Here is a 17477-nt window from a genome sequence, read left to right as displayed (position 1 = left end):
TGACCTCACTAGCCGGCTGTGGCGGAATTCTCCGCTCATCAACCGAAACTACCAGTGAAAAAAGAATCGACTCCAGTACGCCTTCGCTGTCGAAAAGCGAACTGGGCGCGTTCGTGTCGGACAAAGTAAAATTGTACGGTAACTCCGGTATCTGGGTACATCTCGGACGGACCCGATCACGGTCTCGACTACGTCGGTAGTTGGAACGTGAGCAAATCCATCCCCGAGAATAACGATGAGCAAGGTATACGGCCACTCTCGACGGTGTTGTGATTCTGTACCGTATTTCGAACAAAGTAAGCGAGGATGGTCGTCAGCACTACCAATTCTGGCTCTGGGCGGCAGCACGGCCTCCGCGGTCTGGGTCAAGCGGACAGAAAGACGCACCTTCGTTCGACCATCTGGACGCCCGGATCGGGTTCGACGATGACGACTACGAAATGTTAGCATAGTCACCGAACAGCGACACGTCATCTAGCCCCGTTTCCGTCTCCGCACAGTCGCCCGACGTTAATAATCTTGCAACGAAATTCCACTCAATCAGGGACGCATCCGATTCGACTCTGACTCGAAGGTCGGTGCTAGTGGCACGTATGGGGTTCAATGGGACGGAAGCTACGCGGGAACGCAGTCGGTCAACGCGACCTGCGAGACGAGTTGGTCATCCGACCGGAAACGAAAGTTTAGTTGGAAGCTTCGCCTCACAGCAGGTGATTCCTTCCGCTAACGACGCAAACTAAGTCCGAATCGCGTACTGACCGCTCCGGAACCGATTCGGCCGATTCTCCGGAACGTTTTTGTCGATTCTGGGCCATCCTTCACCCATGCCATCCGAATCCCAGCGTGGCAGTATCGCAGTCGAGTCACGACCAGCGACGGGATTCGGCTTTTTTACCGCGGCGTGAGTGCACGGCGGACTCCCCCGCGATGGAAGGACGAAACCGCACGCAGTCGTCCGACGGTCTTCAGAAGGGCTAAACCGGCGGACGGGGACATACGACCAACGACTACCGAGTGGAGATGAAAGTACCAGAATCACAGGTCGCGGTGTTGAAAGCCGCGAGCGCGAACGACGCACAGACTATCGAGGAATTGGCCGAGGAGGCGGGTCTAAAACCCGAGACGACGACGGGTGCGGTTTTCGAACTCGAAGACGAAGGCTTGCTCTCCGTCGAGGAACGAATCGACGAATCCGTCTCGCTGACCGGAGAGGGCAAAGAGTACGCCGAGAACGGTCTGCCTGAAATCGAACTCTACGAGGCGGCCCTGGCCGCGGGCGGGGACGAGAACTCGGTCGAGATGGGACGAGCCATCGGCCAGTCCGGCCTCGGAGGCCCGCAGGTGAACATCGCCCTCTCGAACTACGCCCGGAAGGGCTACGGGAGTATCGACGGCGGCGAAATCGTCGCCGACCCGGACGCCGACCCCGAAAACGACGCGGAGGCGAACGCACTGGCCGCGCTCGCTTCCGGCAAACCGGTCGAGGACGCCGACACGCTCGACCAATTGGAGAGTCGCGGCCTCGTCGAGCGAACCGAAGCGACGGTTCGCTCGGTGACGCTCACCGACGACGGCGTGACGGCGCTGATGGAGGGCGTCGAGGCCGCCGAGACGGTCGGCCAGTTGACGCCCGAAATGCTCACGACGGGTGAGTGGCGCGACGTGGAGTTCGCGGAGTACAACGTTTCCGCCGACGCGGAGCGAATCGACGGCGGAAAGGTTCACATTCTGCGTCAGACGGCGAACCGAGTGAAGGACGTGCTCGTCGGCATGGGCTTCGAAGAGATGGACGGCCCGCACGCGGACGCGGACTTTTGGATTAACGACTGCCTGTTCATGCCCCAAGACCACCCGGCGCGAACTCACTGGGACAGGTTCGCCCTGTCGAATCCGACGGAAATCGACGACCTGCCCGAGGAGTTGGTGGAGAAAGTTCGTCGGGCGCACCTCGACGGAATCGGCGAGGACAGCGACGGCTACCATTCCCCGTGGGACGAGGAGTTCGCTCGCGCAATCGCGCTTCGCGGACACACCACGTCGCTGTCGATGCGGTACCTCTCCGGCAACGCAGTTGGGGAACTGGAACCGCCGCAGCGATTCTTCAGCGTCGAGAAAGTGTACCGCAACGACACGCTCGACCCGACGCACCTGCTCGAATTCTTCCAAATCGAGGGCTGGGTGATGGCCGAAGACCTCTCGGTGCGCGATTTGATGGGTACCTTCGAGGAGTTCTACGAACAGTTCGGCATCACGGACATCCAGTTCAAACCGCACTACAATCCGTACACGGAGCCGAGCTTCGAGCTGTTCGGCCGCCACCCCGAAACGAACGAACTCATCGAAATCGGCAACAGTGGGATGTTCCGGCCCGAAGTGTTGGAACCGCTGGGTGTCGAATGTGACGTGATGGCGTGGGGGCTCGCCCTCGAACGCCTGCTGATGCTGATGTACGGCTTCGAGGACATCCGCGACGTTCACGGGACGCTGTGTGACCTCGAACTGCTCCGCGACGTAGAGGTGATTCACTGATGCCAACCGTAGACGTTTCCCCCGACGAACTGCGCCGACTGACCGGCCACGACGAAAAGGACGACGAGGAACTCAAAGACGACATGTTCGCGCTCGGCTTGGAGTACGAGGGCGAAACGGAGGAGGGCGACATGCAGTTGGAGTTCGCCCCTGACCGCCTCGACCGACTCTCCATCGAGGGCGTGGCGCGGTCACTCCGCTACCAGTACGGCGACGACCGTGGGATTTACGTCCCGAAACCGAACGACCCCGATTGGTCCATCGAAGTAGACGAGAGCGTTCCCGACGAGCGACCATACGTCACCGGCGCGATTGCGCGCGGCGTGAACCTCAGCGAGGAAGCGCTCGACTCGCTCATCCAACTGCAGGAGAAACTCCACGCGACGATGGGTCGAAAGCGCGCGAAAGGCGCAATCGGAATTCACGACCTGACGATGCTGAAAGGGTCGTCGGCGACCGAGGAAGGTGGGAACAGCATCCAGTACGTCGGCGTCGACCCCGACGGCGACCGATTCGTTCCGCTCGATTCGGACGCCGAGATGACGCCCGAAGAGGTTCTGCGCGCGCATCCGACCGGGGAGAAGTACGCCGACCTCGTTTCCGATGACGAGCGATACCCGGCCATCTACGACGACATTGGCCTGTTTTCGTTCCCGCCGGTGATCAACGGTCGTCGAACCGAGGTAACGTCGGACTCGCGCGACCTGTTCATCGAACTCACCGGCACCGACCAATGGACCATCGACAAGATGTGTACCATCATCTGCTACGCGTTGGACGCCCGAGGCGCGACTATCGAGGAGGTCGAAGTTAACTACGACGACCGAACGCTGGTTCGTCCCGACTTGGAAGTGACGACGAAAGCCGTCACGCACGACCGAATCGAGACGCTGCTGGGTATCGACCTCGCGCCGGACGAAGTGCTCGACCTGCTGGCGCGCTCCGGCCTGTCGGGCGGTGCGAGCGAGGAAGGCGATTCGGTCGTTTACGAGGTCGAGATTCCGCCCTACCGCGTGGACGTGCTTCACCCGGTGGACATCGTGGACGACATCGGGCGCGCCTATGGATTCAACGACCTCTCGCCGCGCTACCCCGACGTGGGGACGGTCGGCGGGCGACACGAACGCTCGCAGCTCGAAGACGCGGCCCGGGAAGTGCTGGTCGGTCTGGGCTTCGAAGACCTGCTCAACTTCCACATGATTAGCGAGGAGGAGAACTTCGAACGCATGCGTGTGGAACCCGAAACCGACGTTGTCGGCGGCGGTACTTCGGCTGCCATCAAAAATCCTTACAGCGAGGATTACACCATGCTCCGGACGTGGGCGCTCCCCTCGCTGCTGATGGTGCTGGAGAACAACACCCATCGTTCGTACCCGCAAGACCTCGCGGAAATCGGTCTGGCAGCGAAGGTGGACGAGTCGGAGAACACGGGCCTCGCGGAACACCGCACCGTGGCTAGCGTCCTCGCGCGCCACGACGCATCCTACGAGGACGCGAAGGCGCGCCTGCAAGCCATCGTCCGGAACTTCGACGTAAGCCTCGAAACGCCGCCGACGGAGCATCCGGCGTTCATCTCGGGGCGCGTGGCAGATGTGGTTTTGGACGGTGAGACTGCGGGTGTCATCGGCGAAGTCCACCCCGAAGTGCTGGTCGAGCACGACTTGGAACTGCCCGTCGCCGGGTTTGAGTTCCGACTTGAAGCGTTAGAATAGGCACACCGGAATCGAAACGACCGAGGGTCTCTTTCTCGACTTTCGGGCATGGAGTACGAATTTTCATCGTTCACTGCCGACGATGTGGACGGCATCGTCTCGTGGCACTACGACCCGCCCTACGATTTCTACGATATGAAGAGCGATCCGGAGGATTTGGCGCTGTTCACGAACCCGAACAATTGGGATAACAAGTACGCAGTCTTCGATTCGTCGGGGGAGCGCGTCGGTTTCTTCTCGTTCAACTTGGATGACAGTGAAACGCTCGAAATCGGGCTAGGTATGCATCCGGAGCTAACCGGCAACGGCCACGGGAAGTCGTTCGTCGAGGCTGGATTGAAATTTGCAAAGGAGGAGTACGACCCTGATACGTTCTCACTGGCCGTGGCGACGTTCAACGAGCGCGCGATTTCCGTGTACGAGGACGTTGGATTTGAGCCTCAAGAGACGTTCATGCAGGAGACGAACGGTGGGAAGTACGAATTCCTCCGCATGACCCTCTCTCGCTCTTTGTACTGACCAACCACACGGGTGCGCCAGCGCACCCGCGCGAGTGACGAACGACAGTGAGACGCGAGTGCAGTTCTGCGCTGGCGGGAAGGAGTGGGGACTCCGGCGGTCGTTGTCCTTGGTGTCCTCGCAAACGAAGTTCTCGTGAGCGAGGGCTCGTCAGAGCTTGCTCTGACAGTGGATAAAGGGCAAGCGGCCAGCGGGAGCGAGGGCCGGGGTAATCTTCGATTACCTCTGCCTCGGAAGAGCTTCGCTCTTCCGGTGGCTTCGTTTGGAGTCAGCAACTGCTACTTGCTTCTTGCTAACCACCTCGTCGTTAGCAGTTGCCGACTCCACTCATACGTTGGGTAGTCTGCTGATTCAGTGATTGAATCACTGCCCACAGACCCCGAGAAATACATTTATTCCTCCAAATCGCTGTTTTCAAACTGCTCGCAGTTAGTGTTCAAACAGCGCCGCCCAGTCCGTGTCCGAAACACGGGAAGTCCACAAACACACGAATCCACGATTCGTCCGTTGGGAACCCCGAACCCGGTTTCACAGTCGGGATAGCGCTCACAGCCCGCGAGGATTCCACCCCTGCGCAAAATTCGAAGGTCGGCACCGCACTCCAGACAATGCCATTCGCGGTCGAATCGCTTGCGAACTGCGTCGAGGACGGTGCCACAGCTTCGGTCGAGACAGAGTTCGAACTCCTCGCCGCGTTCGACGCGCATGGTCGGCAGACCGCAGTCACAAGAATCTCCGACGACGCTGGCACTGCGGGGGATGCTGTACTCCCGGCGACAGCCGAGACAGGAGACGCTCCCTTTCGTCCGCGTGAGCGCGCCGTCGCAGTGCGGACAGGTGCCGACCGGAATCCCGGCTTTTGAACCTGGATACCGGGAAATCCGTAGCTGGTGTGACAGTCCACTCGAACTCTGCGGTCGCTGGTCGCCGCGACGAGGGTGAAGGAATCGCCGTCGAGACTCGCGTGGGCGGTTTCTGCGCGAGTTAACCACTCGACCGGCTGATAGCCGTCCACGTCGTGAACGAGCAGCGTATCGTCGGGCTTCAGGATGGCGACCATTTCACCGCGTCGTCTCTGTTTCGTGTCGCCGTCCGTGGTAATCGTGCAATCGCCTGCGAACACGCGAATCGTCTCGGACATGGCCTGGGATGGTCGTGGTTTCGGATTTAAACGTTCGGGCGAAGGGTTTTGGGGGAAACGGGAGAAGTAGGGGAAAATGGACGGAACAAAACCGAACGGCGAAACACCGAACGCAGTGCTGTTCGACATGGACGGCGTCATCGTGAACTCGGAGGATTTTTGGGTCGAACTCGAAGAGGAAACCATCTTCCCCGAAGTGGTCGAAGAGGACGTAACAGCGGACGAAATCACGGGGATGAACTACCGCGAAATCTACGACTACCTCGATTCGGAGTACCAAACGACCGCGACCAAAGAGGAGTTCGTCGCCATATACGACGAGGCCGCAAAGCAACTTTACGGCGAGCACGTCTCGCTGATGGACGGCTTCCACGACCTTCTCGCCGACCTTCGCACAGACGGAATCGAAATCGCCCTCGTTTCTTCATCCCCGCACCACTGGATAGACATCGTTCTCGACCGTTTCGACCTCGATTTCGAAGAAGTCGTCAGCGCCGAGGACATCGACGCACCCGGTAAACCGGAACCTGCGATTTTCGAACACGCCGCTGGCTTGCTCGGGAAACACGCCGACGAATGCGCCGCAGTGGAGGATTCCGAAAATGGCGTCGAATCGGCGGTTCGCGCGGGAACGTACTGCATCGGCTATCCGAACGGTGCAAAAGAGCTGGATTTGTCGGCGGCGGACGTTGTCGTCTCGTCACCCGCCAAACTTCGAGAAGAACTGCTTAACTAAGCAATTGACCTGCGGTGAATTATCTTCTTCTCACTCCACCCGCACGGTTCGAGAACCGGTAATCGGAACCAGCGGAAGGTCGGGGAACGCGACCCGAACAACGAACTCCATCTCGTCGTCGGTGCCGCCGAAGACGCCGACGGGAATCGTCGCGTCGGTGTCGATATAGGTCGATTTCGTCGTCATCTCGATACCGTTGACGGTGACTTCGACGGCGGCCTGCTCGCCCGCCCCGTGATTTCGGAGGGTGACTTTTCGCATGTCGTTTTTCCCGCGAGCGATTCGGGCGGGGAAGTCGCCCCATTCGATCTCGACGTTCGGAAGTTCGCGGGCGCTCTTTTCGATTCGCTCGGCGACGCCCTCGGAGAGGCCGGCGTCGATGAGACCATCGACGCCGGCCTCGCACACGTCTGCGGGCGTTTCCAGTCCATCCTTGGCCAGTTTGCTCGCCCGACCAGCGCCCACGCCGTCGATTGCGGTCAGACCGACGGCGCTCTCGCCGACGCCGTTTTCCAGTCGCGCTTCGACGCGGGTTGCAAGATTCGCGGCGACCGGGCCGTCGAGTCGTTTTAAGAATGCGCGGAGCGCGGCGAGGAGACGAACCGCGTTCTGCTGGATGACCCACGCGTCGCTTCGCAGTTCGCCCGGCGTCGAACCAGTCATGCTGGAACGAAGGATGGCCAGCACTTTTCGTCCGCCGCCTTCCAGGTCGCCCGAATCCTGTCCCACGAGAACCGAATTGATGGCGTCGCGCTCCGATTGGCGGGCGTTCACGCTGTCGAATTCGGCGGCCCCGGCGACCGCTTCGAGGATGGCGGGCGTGTCGATTTTCTCTTTTTGGGCGAGTTTGCGGAATCGTTCCGCCGTGTCGAGGTCGAGGTAGAACTTCGAGGTCAGCATGGCGAGGGCGGTGCCGTCGATGGAAAGGTCGTCCCCTCGCTCCACGAATCCTCTGGAGACGAGGCGTTTGAGCGTGGTTCGAACGCGTTCACGAATATCTTCGAAATCGTACTCCTCGGGCTTGCTCTGCGCCCGAACGTAGTAGAACGTCGTTTCGAGCCACGACATCACGTCCTCCAAATCCGAGATGGTTCCCATAGCGATTTCGGCGTTCAGATGGGCGTCCAAATCCTCCGCGAGGCGGGATTCGATTTCCTTCCCCTCGCGGAGCAGTTTTCGGTACTTGTCAGCGTCCGCGTAGTCACACACGACCCACCCGTAGCCCACATCGTCGTATCCCGGCCTGCCCGCACGTCCGAGCATCTGGAGCACGTCGAGGGGACTCATATCCACCTCGCCCTCGAGAGGGTCGTGGAGTTTAGTATCCCGCAGGACGACGCATCTGGCGGGGAGGTTGACCCCCCACGCGAGCGTGGAGGTCGAAAAGAGGATTTGGATCTTTCCGGATTTGAACCATTCCTCCACCATGTCGCGGTCGTTTTTCGACAGTCCGGCGTGGTGGAAGGCGACCCCGTCGAGGACGGAGTTTCGCAGGGTATCGTTCCGGAGGTCTTGCGTTTCGGTGTGGAAATCATAATCGCCGCGCGCCCCGATCGGAATGTCCCGCTCCGCGATTTCGTCGCGGGTTTTCTTCGCGGCTTGCACCGTGTCCTGGCGGGAGGAGACGAACACGAGCGCTTGCCCGTCATCGCGGACGTGCGGTTCCGCGAGGTCGAGCGCGCGGTAGAGTCTGCGATACTTGTCCGCGAAGGAGTTGTCGCCGTGGGTGTACGTTTTCACGTCGGCGTGCAAATCCACCGGTCGGTAGTCGTCGCCGAATTCGAAGGTGGTCTCCGGGGGTGCATCCAACCAGTTCGCCACATCCTTCACGTTCGGCATCGTCGCGGAGAGCGCGACGATGCGGGGGTCACAGAGTCTACGCAGGCGCGAGATGGTCACTTCGAGGACGCTCCCGCGCTTGTCGGAATCGAGCAGGTGAACCTCGTCGATGACGCAACAGTCCACGTTCGTGATGAATGAGTAGCGTGCGGAGTCGTGTTTCCGGGTCGCAGAATCGGTTTTCTCCGGCGTCATCACGAGGATGTCGGCGCGTTTCGCCCGCCGCGGGTTCAAATCGCGCTCGCCTGTGACGACGTACACCGAATAGCCGAGTTCCTCGAAGCGTTCCCATTCGGTCTCCTTTTCGTTCGTCAGCGCGCGCATCGGCGCGATGAACAGCGCGGTGCCGCCGTCGCGGAGCGCCTTGCAAATCGCCAGTTCCGCGAGGGCGGTTTTTCCGCTCGCCGTCGGCGCGCTGGCGACCACGTTCTCCCCGCTGTCGAGCAGTGCGGGGAGCATCTCTCTCTGCATCCGGTTGAACTTCTCGAAGGCGAACGCCTCCGCGAACTCGGGAACCGCCTCGGAGACCTGCATCATTTCGTAGGCGGGGTGGGGGGCAGAAAGGCGTTTCTGTACTCACTCGCGACGGTGGTTTTGTTCTTCCAGTTAACGCGAAGGGACGGACATCCACCGTGAAAGACGTTCGCTCCGTGAGAACGCTTATCATTTTCGCAGTTCTTTACAATACTATGAGTCAGGGGAATTCGGGGACGGAACCAGTAAAAGAAGCATTCCGAACGGTAACGCCGCCGTATCACGGTCATTCGGACAGCGAAATGAACGCCATCGGCATCGCCATGTTTCTCGGATTGCTCGTGCTGATGGTGCCGCTGTTGCCGTTTTTGGTCATCGTGTGGGCGATCTCGAAACTGACCGAGGCGCTCGCGCAGAAGGCACCGATAGGCGAAGAAGAGTAACAATCGATCGCTGAAACCCGGCCGCTAAAAACGATTACTGGACGCCGAGGAGGTCGAACGGATAGCCGTTGTCGTTCTCGTTCGCGTGTTCGTAGACGACGTGAGCGGCGGCGACGTCCTGAATGGCCAGTCCGGTGCTGTCGAAGACGGTGACGCCGTCGTCCTCTGTGCGTCCGGAGAGATCACCGACGACGATGTCGCCGATATCGCCGTGGATGTCGTTGTCCGAGAGGACGCCCTCGTTGTACGGGACGTTGATTTCGCCGGAGTGGGTCGTCTGCGCGTGGTCGTCGATGACGAGTTTCGCGTCCAGCAGAATTTCGTCTGCGAGTTCGTGTTTGCCTTCGGCGTCCGCGCCCATGGCGTTGACGTGCGTGTGTTCGCCGAGATTCTCGGCGGACACGATCGGGCTTTCGACGGGTGTGACCGTCGAGAGGACGTCGCAGGACGCGGCCTCGGAAATCGAACCGGCGCGAACGTCGAACTCGTCGTCGAAGTAGTCGATGAAGTCCGCGACCGCTTCCTCGTTCAGGTCGCTGATAACGACTTCCTCGATTGGGCGAATCTCCGAGATGGCTTCCAACTGCGTGTAGGACTGGACACCCGCGCCGATGAGGCCCATGCTGGTCGCGTTCTCGACGGCGAGGTAGTCGGTTGCGACCGCCGCCGCTGCGCCCGTACGCTTCATCGTCAGTTCGGTGCCGTCCATGATGGCTAGCGGGAACGCGGTTTCGGGATCGCTGTACACCATCGTCCCCATGACGGTCGGCAGGTCGAACTCCTCGGGGTTGTCGGGGTGGACGTTCACCCATTTGATTCCCGCGGCGTCCCAGTCGTCCGCGTCGAGGTAGGCAGGCATCGACCGGAAGTCGCCATTGTACTGCGGCAGGTCGATGTAGGATTTCGCGGGCATCTGTGCGTCTCCGGTCGCGTACGCCGCGAAGGCGTCCTCGATGGCCCGGATGAGCTCGGGCATCTGCGTGTTCTCGTCTACGGCGTCCTGATTGAGCAGGAGTGTTTCCATGTTCTTTCGGAAACGTGGTTCCCACTTAGTTCCATCTTTTGCGGTTTTCGCGCCACTTTCGCGGCGAGTCGTGGCGTTTCGAGTATTTTCCGAGAATCGTTTGCTGGATGTCGTGCGGCGAAAGCCGCGACTGCCCCAGCGTTATTCGGCCGCCGAGAAAGAACGCAAAATTGTCTATCGAGATTTGATATTTTGAACGATGAACGGCTAACATCCCCATCTGGGTTCCAGTGCCTATCGACCCGGCATGGCGCTCCGATTATTCGAACATTCGTTTGCTTATCATCGACGCTAGCAGTACGTATCCCCGTTGGGCCGTCCGTTCTACCTCGCTTCTTACTGTAGGTATCGTTCTCGCTGTCATCGGTGCGTTCATCGAAATCAGTCGAGCGATACGATAAATCGCGGAAGAAGGAGAAAAACGTCTCAGGCGTGTTTGCGGACTCTCAGCACTCGTTTTCGTCTTTCCGTCCGTCTTCGTGCTGGTGCCCACTCTCACCCGTATTCATCGAATCGCCGTCTCCGTCGTGTTCGCGGTCACCTCCCACAATCGTCACGGAATCGCGTCCGGAAAGACCGTGTTCGCCGGAATCGTCCTTTTCCCAGCGAAGTTCGGCTTCCGTCGCTCCTTCTTCGAATCCGGCGTCCTTAATTCGGAAGTGGAAAAGCAACTCGTCGCTACCATCTCCATCGAAATCTTTTGCGTGTCCCTCGTGAATCGGGCACGCTCCGCCGCCGTCGGCAACGGTGGCGGGTGAACCGAATCGGTAGCGAACCGCCTCGCTGGTCGGGTCAAATTCGTCGGTTTGGTGAACTACGACGGGAACGACGCCGCGACTGCCGAGATTGATTTCGTTCGAATCGTCGTCCGGTTTCACGTCGATGTCGAGTTCGTTCGGGAAGTGTGCGATTGCGGTACTGCTGAGCGTTGGAATCGCGAGGGAAACCACGGCGACTCCGGCACTGGCTTTGAGGAGGTTGCGGCGACTGGTTCGGTGTGAATGCATCTCGTCCGAATCGTCCGAGGTGTCTTTCTGGGAAGGCACAGCAATCGAAAATCATCACGGCGCGAGGATAGCGATTCTGGCGCGATTCTCGAAAAGAACTGTTAGTATTGACGACTGTACTGAAAGCGTACCGCTATCCGTTGAGTCTTCAAAAAACGATGTGAATTAGCTGGACAACGATTCGTCGGACTGGGCGTGGAAGTCAGGTTACTCCTAACTTCACATCGCGCCGCCCATACCGCCCATGCCACCCATGCCGCCTGCGGGTGGGCCGCCTGCGCCCTCGTCGCCACCCTTGTCGGTGGAGAGGTCGCCTGCGGAGATGATGTCGTCGATTTTGAGGACGAGGTTCGCGGCCTCGGTGGCACTGGACAGTGCCTGTTCTTTTGCGTGGGCCGGTTCGACGATACCAGCCTCGAAGGTGTCCTCAACGTCGCTGCTGAAGACGTTCAGGCCAGCGCGTTTCTCGCCGTCTTCGTGTGCGGCGCGGAGGTCGACCAGCGTGTCGATGGAGTCGAGTCCGGCGTTCTCTGCGAGAACGCGCGGGACGAGTTCGAGCGAGTCGGCGAACGCTTCGACCGCGAGCTGTTCGCGGCCTTCGACGCTGTCGGAGTAGTCGCGGAGTCGGGAGGCGAGTTCGACTTCGATGGCGCCGCCGCCGGAGACGACGCGACCGTCGCTGACGGTCTGGGCCACGACGTCGAGGGCGTCCGTGATGCCGCGTTCGAGTTCGTCAACGACGTGGTCGGTGGAACCGCGCAGCAGGAGGGTCACACCGTGGGCGTCGTCGCCGCCGGAGACGTAGAACAGTTCGTCGCTGTCGTCCCGGGTGATGCTACCGGAGCCGAGGTCGTCCTCGGAGGCGCTGTCGAGGTCGGAGACGATGTCCGTGCCGAGGACTTCGCGGAGGAACTGAATGTCGCTCTTTTTGACGCGGCGGACGGCGAGGATTCCTTCCTTGGCGAGGTAGTGCTGGGCGAGGTCGTCGATACCTTTCTGACAGAGGACGACGTTCGCGCCCGTTTCCTTGATTTGCTCGACCTTCTCTTTCAGCTGTGCTTCCTCGCGGTCGAGGAAGTTTTTGAGCTGGTCGGGATCGTTGATGGAGATTTCGGTGTCCACGTCGGTTTCCTCGACTTCGACAGCTTCGTTGAGGAGGAGAACTTCGGCGTCCTCGACCGATTTCGGCATGTTGTCGTGGACGGGGTCTTTGTCGATGACCGCGCCTTCGAGGAGTTCGGACTCACCCGCGGAGCGGCCGGTCTGCGTCTCGATGTTGATGAACTCGAGGTCGACGGTGTCCTCGATGGTAACCGCCTGCACGGCGTCAACGATAATTTGGCTGAGAGCTTCCTTGTTGAGTTCGGCTCCCTTGCCGGTCATGCTGGTCTCCGCGACCTTGCGGAGGAGCTCTTCGTCGTCGGTGTCGACGTTTTCCGCGATGTTGTCGACTTCCTCGCGGGCTTTCTCGCTCGCGAGGTGGAATCCCTTGATGACCGCCGTCGGGTGGATGTCCTGTTCGAGGAGGTTCTGGGCGTTTTTGAGGAGTTCGCCGGTAACCGCGACGGCTGTCGTGGTGCCGTCTCCCGCTTCGTCCTCTTGGGTTTCGGCGACTTCGATGATCATCTCAGCCGTCGGGTTGTCGATGTCCATCTCTTTCAAGATGGTGACGCCGTCGTTCGTGATGGTCACGTCACCCATCGAATCGACGAGCATCTTGTCCATCCCTTTCGGTCCGAGCGTGGAGCGTACGGCGTCCGCGACCGCCCGCGCCGCGGTGATGTTGTGCTCCTGCGCGTCTTTATCTTTGACGCGCTGGGAATCCTCGGACATTACGATCATCGGCTGACCTTGCATGCGCTGACTCATAGTACAGAAGCGACTATGATTGTGATTCTATATAAATCTTTATTTCATGTGTATGGATGACACTGTAAGTCGGTACCCAAGAACGCGGTGAATCGCAAGACTGCGGTGATGTATATACATTCCATGACGCTAGTTAACACGAATCTCTGTTACGACTTATCGGGCTGGAACGAGGATTTATATACCAGATTGATCGATGGTTCCCACTTTTCACGTCGAACCACATAGCCCCACCCAATGCATTCGCTCGACGGGTCGTCCGGCGGTGGGCAACTTCTTCGCTCCGCAGTGTCGCTGTCTACCCTTTCCGGGGAACCGTTTCGAATGACCGGGATTCGAGCGGCCCGCTCGAATCCCGGTCTCAGGCCGCAGCATCTCGCTGCCCTGCACGCCGTCGCCCGTGCCTGCAATGCGGAACTGTACGGAAATACGATCGGGTCTGAAACGCTAACCTTCCGACCGAAAACTGCCGACGGCGGTTGGTTCTCGATTGATGTCGGAAGCGCCGGAAGCGTGACGCTGGTTTTTGACGCGCTGTTACCGCTCGCAGTGTCGCTCGACGAACCGCTTTCCGTAACCGTCACCGGCGGCACGGACGTTCGCTGGTCGCCGACGATAGACTACTTTCGCGAGGTGAAACTCCCGCTCTGTCGCCGGTTCGGACTGTTGGCCGGTGTCGATGTCGCTCGAACCGGCTACTATCCCGCAGGCGGCGGGGAAGCAACGCTCTGGGTCGCGCCTTCCTCGCTGTCGGAGATAGACCTCGCGGAACGCGGGGAACTCACCGGCGTCCGAATTTACTCGAAAGCATCCACGTCGCTTGCCGAGCAAAACGTCGCGGAGCGGCAGTTGAAAACCTCCTACGACCGGCTCAGTTCCGCGGGCCATTCCGTCCTCGAACGCCGGACGACCTACGCGAAGTCGCACTCCACGGGAAGCAGTTTACTCGTCCGTGCCGAATACGGAAATTCCGGAACTTCCGTCGTTGGATTCGACGGACTCGGTGAGCGAGGCGTACCAGCGGAAGAAATATCACAGAGCGTCGTCAGCGCGTTTTCCGCGTTTCACGACGGAGTGGGCGTCGTGGACGAACACATGGCCGACCAGCTGTTGGTTTTTCTCGCCCTCGCGGGCGGGCGCGTGGCGATTCCAGAAGTGACGGCGCACATCGAAACGAGCCTCGAACTGCTGTCCGCGTTCGGCTACGACGTTTCGCTGGTCCGTGAACCGAATCCGATGCTGGTCGGTGAATAGTACTAAAATGGTTTTAGACTGGGTTCAGCCCTGTTCAGGAACTTCCGTGTGCCCGCGATGGAGGTTCCGATGATAATACACGTTGACTGCACCGGAGAGCGTGACCAACAGTGCGAGTCCGAGCGCCCAGCCGAAATCCGGAACGAGTCCGAGCGGCCCGGCGTCCAACCACGCGCCGGTGACCAGGGCGAGGCTGACACACCCGAGGACGAAGTAGTACTGTGACCACGGCAGGTCGTTGTCGGGAACGAGCTCCAGATACACCGTCAGTTTTTCGGCTTTCTCGGTCAGCGAAATGTTTCCGTGAGCGGGATCGTATTCCACGAAACCGGTTTCGTCGAGTTTCGGAAGATGCGCCTGTTGAAGGGTGTTGTACACCCGTTTTCGCTGTTGAGAGCTTACGTCGGAAATGGAAACGTCATTTTCCCACGCCGCGATTTGTGTGGCCAGTTCGCCGATTTCGACCGATCGATCGTGCTGGCGAAGATGATGAAGCGTGTATCGCCGTCGTTGATTACTCAGTATTTGGAACACAACGTCTCTGGACAGCGATTCATCGACCTGCTCTAATTCACCGGTCTGGCATCCCATCTGTCGTTATTCCCCGAAAGAATGTTCTTTCCAGAAACGTTTCACCACAAGTATTTAATTTTTTGTGCTATCCTAACAGAAATTCTGAGTGGCGAAGATGCGCTCGCTTTCGGCGTAGTAGACACCGATTCCCTCCCGTTCCCAGTTTTCTGAGAGAAGATTTTCCCGATGGCTCGGGGAGTTCATCCACTGCGTGACGATTCCGCGGGCGAGTTCGTCAGCGGTTCGATAGCGAACGACGCTGCCGTTTTCGGTTCGCACCTGGCGGTCGAAGTAGGTGTAGGCGATGTTTTCGCCCGAACCCCGGAGACAGTGATAATCGGCTTTTCGATAGCGGTCATTCGGGCTTTCCCCGGATGGAGACACGTGTGAGAAGTAGCCCTCACGACCCATCTCCTCGCTGTGATTGCGCGCGATGTCGCGGAGCGCGGTATCGAATTCGACGGGTTGTAACCCGTGGTTGGTTCGCTCCTCGTTCACGTAGCGATGGATGTAGAATTCGACCCAGCGGCGGAACTCGGGGTCGGTCGGTTCGGTCACCGTTTCGGGATTGTCGTCGGGAACTTCGATTACCTCCGCCCCTTGAAACGAATCGAGCGTATCCGCGCCGGGAACCGGATAGCCGACGAAGTAGGCGCCGAAAAACAACAGTACCGCGAAGGCAAGGATTGGAGGGACGAGCGAACGCATTCACTTTCTCTTCGACCCGGGGAAAGATGAACCCCATGCCCGATTTCAGTTTCAAGTCGAACTGGACACACGATCGAAGACGCAATGAATTGGAAATCTTGATTGAAATTGAGAACTCGATAGCTCGATAGTCCAGAAATCTGGCAGAAAACCGGGTATTACGTCGATTGCGGCCGTATCTTCGGTCGCCGATGAGCAAAGCAACCTTCGAATTGTATCAAGACGCCCGTGAGGAATGGCGCTGGAGACTAGTTCACGACAACGGTAACATCATTGCGGACAGCGGAGAGGGATACCAACGGCAGGCGACCGCGGAGCAAGGGATCGAGAGCGTGAAGGAGAACGCGCCGGATTCCGACATTAGCGTTGTGGAGTAGTCAGCGGTACCGACTTTCGAGTAGTCGGCCGCAACCGATTCACGGGTCGATGACGGCGTAGACGATGTCTTGGAGGAGATTTCCGCAGGAACAGTGGGCGACGTTGCGAGTGCGAACGAGCGATTGCGCGGTGAGGTTTTGACGGTCTGTGAGCGCGAAAATCCGCAAGAGCAGGCGACCGGGCAGGCCGCCGTGCGGCCTGCATCTTCACGACGGTGCGGAAGTGGCCGAAGAGCGGAACTGGGTTTCGGTGAACTGAATCGACCGTGGAAGCCGAACTTTCGTCCGTAGTCGCGAAGGCTATGCTGGTTGCAAACGTCTAGTTAGGAGGGAGAAGTACGATGGTCACCGCATACGTTCTCATCAAAGCAAATGTGCCAGCAGTAGATCAAATACGCGATGCGATCACGGAAATCGACGGCGTCGTTACCACCAATATCGTCGCCGGAGATGTCGATATTATCGCAAAAATCGACGTTGAGACGCCCGCCGATGTCAGAGAGATCGTCACGTCCGGCGTTCTGACGGTTAACGGCGTCGAAAACACGCACACCTACATGGCTATGGAGTAGACTTCGTCGGCGTGAAGTAGGTGGCGCGGCGAGCGGTCGTTCGGCCGATTGTCGCTAAAAGTTCTAAGACGCGAGGAATCGAACGTCATCAGGGGAGTGCAATGGCATCAAAACGGACGAAACGGGCGGTATTGGAGGAACTCGAACGGGCGTATCCGGGGCCGGTCACCAGTCGGTCGCTGGTTTCGCTCGTGAGGGGCGATTCGCGGGACACGGTCGAAGGTGCGCTGAGCGAGTTGGTGGTCGAACAGCGCGTGGAACGACGGCGAGAGAAGGGGATGACGAAATATCGATTGAAAGAATAGCTTATTCCGGTTTCGGCGATTATCCATTTAGACTGGCGTGAGCACACGCTCTACGGTGCTCACAGTTTAGTTCGCGAAAATACGCCGGGACTGGGATTTGAACCCAGAATCCCATAAGGGAACACGCTTTCCAGGCGTGCGCTTTGCCATTCGGCCATCCCGGCCTACCAATTTGTAACCGGGTGGAGTTTTTAAAGCCTTCTGTTCTAATCGAGAAACTCGTCGGCGGCGTAGGTGAGAGCCACCGTTCCGACCCCGACGAGGAGCGTCGTTCCGACCTTCAGTCCGATGGAGTACCGATACTCGGTGAGGAGTTCGTACCCCTGCAAGAGAACGAGAAACGAGAGGACGCCGACGACGCCCCACAGGAGACTCGCCTTGACACGGGGGTTCAT

16 protein-coding genes, 1 tRNA gene and 1 pseudogene are annotated in these 17477 nt (G+C 59.2%); 9 read left to right on the top strand and 9 right to left on the bottom strand.

Annotated features, from left to right (window positions below):
* Window positions 1–1020 precede the first annotated feature (1020 nt).
* The 3 genes from pheS to LIX15_RS07305 are packed head-to-tail and all read left to right on the top strand — an operon-like array spanning window position 1021 to window position 4760.
* On the top strand, window positions 1021–2529 hold the full coding sequence (gene pheS, locus LIX15_RS07315) for a phenylalanine--tRNA ligase subunit alpha (RefSeq protein WP_227776829.1): 1509 nt from the start codon (window positions 1021–1023) through the stop codon (window positions 2527–2529).
* The gene (gene pheT, locus LIX15_RS07310) at window positions 2529–4241 is read left to right on the top strand and encodes a phenylalanine--tRNA ligase subunit beta (protein WP_227776828.1); all 1713 of its coding nucleotides are present in this window, start codon (window positions 2529–2531) and stop codon (window positions 4239–4241) included. Before pheS ends, pheT begins: the two co-directional genes overlap by 1 nt.
* A 48-nt stretch (window positions 4242–4289) precedes the next feature.
* Window positions 4290–4760: a GNAT family N-acetyltransferase gene (locus LIX15_RS07305; protein ID WP_227776827.1), complete on the top strand. Its 471-nt coding sequence runs from the start codon at window positions 4290–4292 to the stop codon at window positions 4758–4760.
* A 392-nt stretch (window positions 4761–5152) separates the two neighbouring features.
* Here the strand turns inward: LIX15_RS07305 and LIX15_RS07300 are convergent.
* Window positions 5153–5901: pseudogene (locus tag LIX15_RS07300) on the bottom strand (DUF91 domain-containing protein).
* A gap of 76 nt (window positions 5902–5977) precedes the next feature.
* On the opposite strand from LIX15_RS07300, the gene LIX15_RS07295 reads away from it, so the two are divergent.
* Window positions 5978–6637, top strand: a complete 660-nt coding sequence (locus tag LIX15_RS07295) for an HAD family hydrolase (protein WP_227776826.1) — start codon at window positions 5978–5980, stop codon at window positions 6635–6637.
* 30 nt (window positions 6638–6667) lie between these two features.
* Here the strand turns inward: LIX15_RS07295 and LIX15_RS07290 are convergent, their stop codons facing one another.
* Window positions 6668–9010: a DEAD/DEAH box helicase gene (locus tag LIX15_RS07290; protein WP_227776825.1), complete on the bottom strand. Its 2343-nt coding sequence runs from the start codon at window positions 9008–9010 to the stop codon at window positions 6668–6670.
* Between the two features lie 155 nt (window positions 9011–9165).
* Between LIX15_RS07290 and LIX15_RS07285 the strand changes: the two genes are divergently transcribed.
* Entirely contained in the window at window positions 9166–9393 is a 228-nt protein-coding gene (locus LIX15_RS07285; RefSeq protein WP_227776824.1) for a DUF7535 family protein, read from the top strand.
* A 34-nt stretch (window positions 9394–9427) separates the two neighbouring features.
* On the opposite strand, the gene LIX15_RS07280 is transcribed toward LIX15_RS07285, so the two are convergent.
* From LIX15_RS07280 to thsB, 3 genes are all read right to left on the bottom strand, one after another.
* The gene (locus LIX15_RS07280) at window positions 9428–10417 is read right to left on the bottom strand and encodes an ornithine cyclodeaminase family protein (protein ID WP_227776823.1); all 990 of its coding nucleotides are present in this window, start codon (window positions 10415–10417) and stop codon (window positions 9428–9430) included.
* A gap of 446 nt (window positions 10418–10863) precedes the next feature.
* Complete coding sequence (locus tag LIX15_RS07275; RefSeq protein WP_227776822.1) at window positions 10864–11463, bottom strand: twin-arginine translocation signal domain-containing protein; 600 nt, start codon at window positions 11461–11463, stop codon at window positions 10864–10866.
* A 180-nt stretch (window positions 11464–11643) separates the two neighbouring features.
* A complete protein-coding gene (gene thsB, locus LIX15_RS07270) occupies window positions 11644–13293 on the bottom strand; it encodes a thermosome subunit beta (RefSeq protein ID WP_345410629.1) in 1650 nt (549 codons plus the stop codon).
* A gap of 237 nt (window positions 13294–13530) precedes the next feature.
* Here thsB and rtcA point away from each other — a divergent pair, with 237 nt between their 5' ends.
* The gene (rtcA, locus tag LIX15_RS07265) at window positions 13531–14547 is read left to right on the top strand and encodes an RNA 3'-terminal phosphate cyclase (protein ID WP_227776821.1); all 1017 of its coding nucleotides are present in this window, start codon (window positions 13531–13533) and stop codon (window positions 14545–14547) included.
* Between the two features lie 24 nt (window positions 14548–14571).
* Here the strand turns inward: rtcA and LIX15_RS07260 are convergent, their stop codons facing one another.
* Both LIX15_RS07260 and LIX15_RS07255 read right to left on the bottom strand, forming a co-directional pair.
* Complete coding sequence (locus tag LIX15_RS07260) at window positions 14572–15138, bottom strand: DUF7344 domain-containing protein (protein ID WP_227776820.1); 567 nt, start codon at window positions 15136–15138, stop codon at window positions 14572–14574.
* A 72-nt stretch (window positions 15139–15210) separates the two neighbouring features.
* Window positions 15211–15828, bottom strand: coding sequence for a CAP domain-containing protein (locus LIX15_RS07255; RefSeq protein ID WP_227776819.1), 618 nt, complete (start codon window positions 15826–15828; stop codon window positions 15211–15213).
* A gap of 191 nt (window positions 15829–16019) precedes the next feature.
* Here LIX15_RS07255 and LIX15_RS07250 point away from each other — a divergent pair, with 191 nt between their 5' ends.
* The 3 genes from LIX15_RS07250 to LIX15_RS07240 all read left to right on the top strand — a co-directional run bounded on the left by LIX15_RS07250 (window position 16020) and on the right by LIX15_RS07240 (window position 17082).
* On the top strand, window positions 16020–16205 hold the full coding sequence (locus LIX15_RS07250; RefSeq protein WP_227776818.1) for an HVO_2922 family protein: 186 nt from the start codon (window positions 16020–16022) through the stop codon (window positions 16203–16205).
* Window positions 16206–16546: 341 nt separating this feature from the next.
* A complete protein-coding gene (locus LIX15_RS07245) occupies window positions 16547–16777 on the top strand; it encodes an Lrp/AsnC ligand binding domain-containing protein (RefSeq protein ID WP_227776817.1) in 231 nt (76 codons plus the stop codon).
* A 101-nt stretch (window positions 16778–16878) separates the two neighbouring features.
* On the top strand, window positions 16879–17082 hold the full coding sequence (locus LIX15_RS07240) for a hypothetical protein (protein ID WP_227776816.1): 204 nt from the start codon (window positions 16879–16881) through the stop codon (window positions 17080–17082).
* 82 nt (window positions 17083–17164) lie between these two features.
* Here the strand turns inward: LIX15_RS07240 and LIX15_RS07235 are convergent.
* Window positions 17165–17246, bottom strand: a tRNA-Ser gene (locus LIX15_RS07235).
* A gap of 42 nt (window positions 17247–17288) precedes the next feature.
* Entirely contained in the window at window positions 17289–17477 is a 189-nt protein-coding gene (locus tag LIX15_RS07230; protein WP_227776815.1) for a DUF7981 family protein, read from the bottom strand.

The sequence above is a fragment of the Haladaptatus pallidirubidus genome (assembly GCF_020700235.1).
GTDB lineage: Archaea > Halobacteriota > Halobacteria > Halobacteriales > Haladaptataceae > Haladaptatus > Haladaptatus pallidirubidus.
Note: the sequence above shows the minus strand (reverse complement) of the source record. Positions and strands in the feature narration are given on the sequence as shown.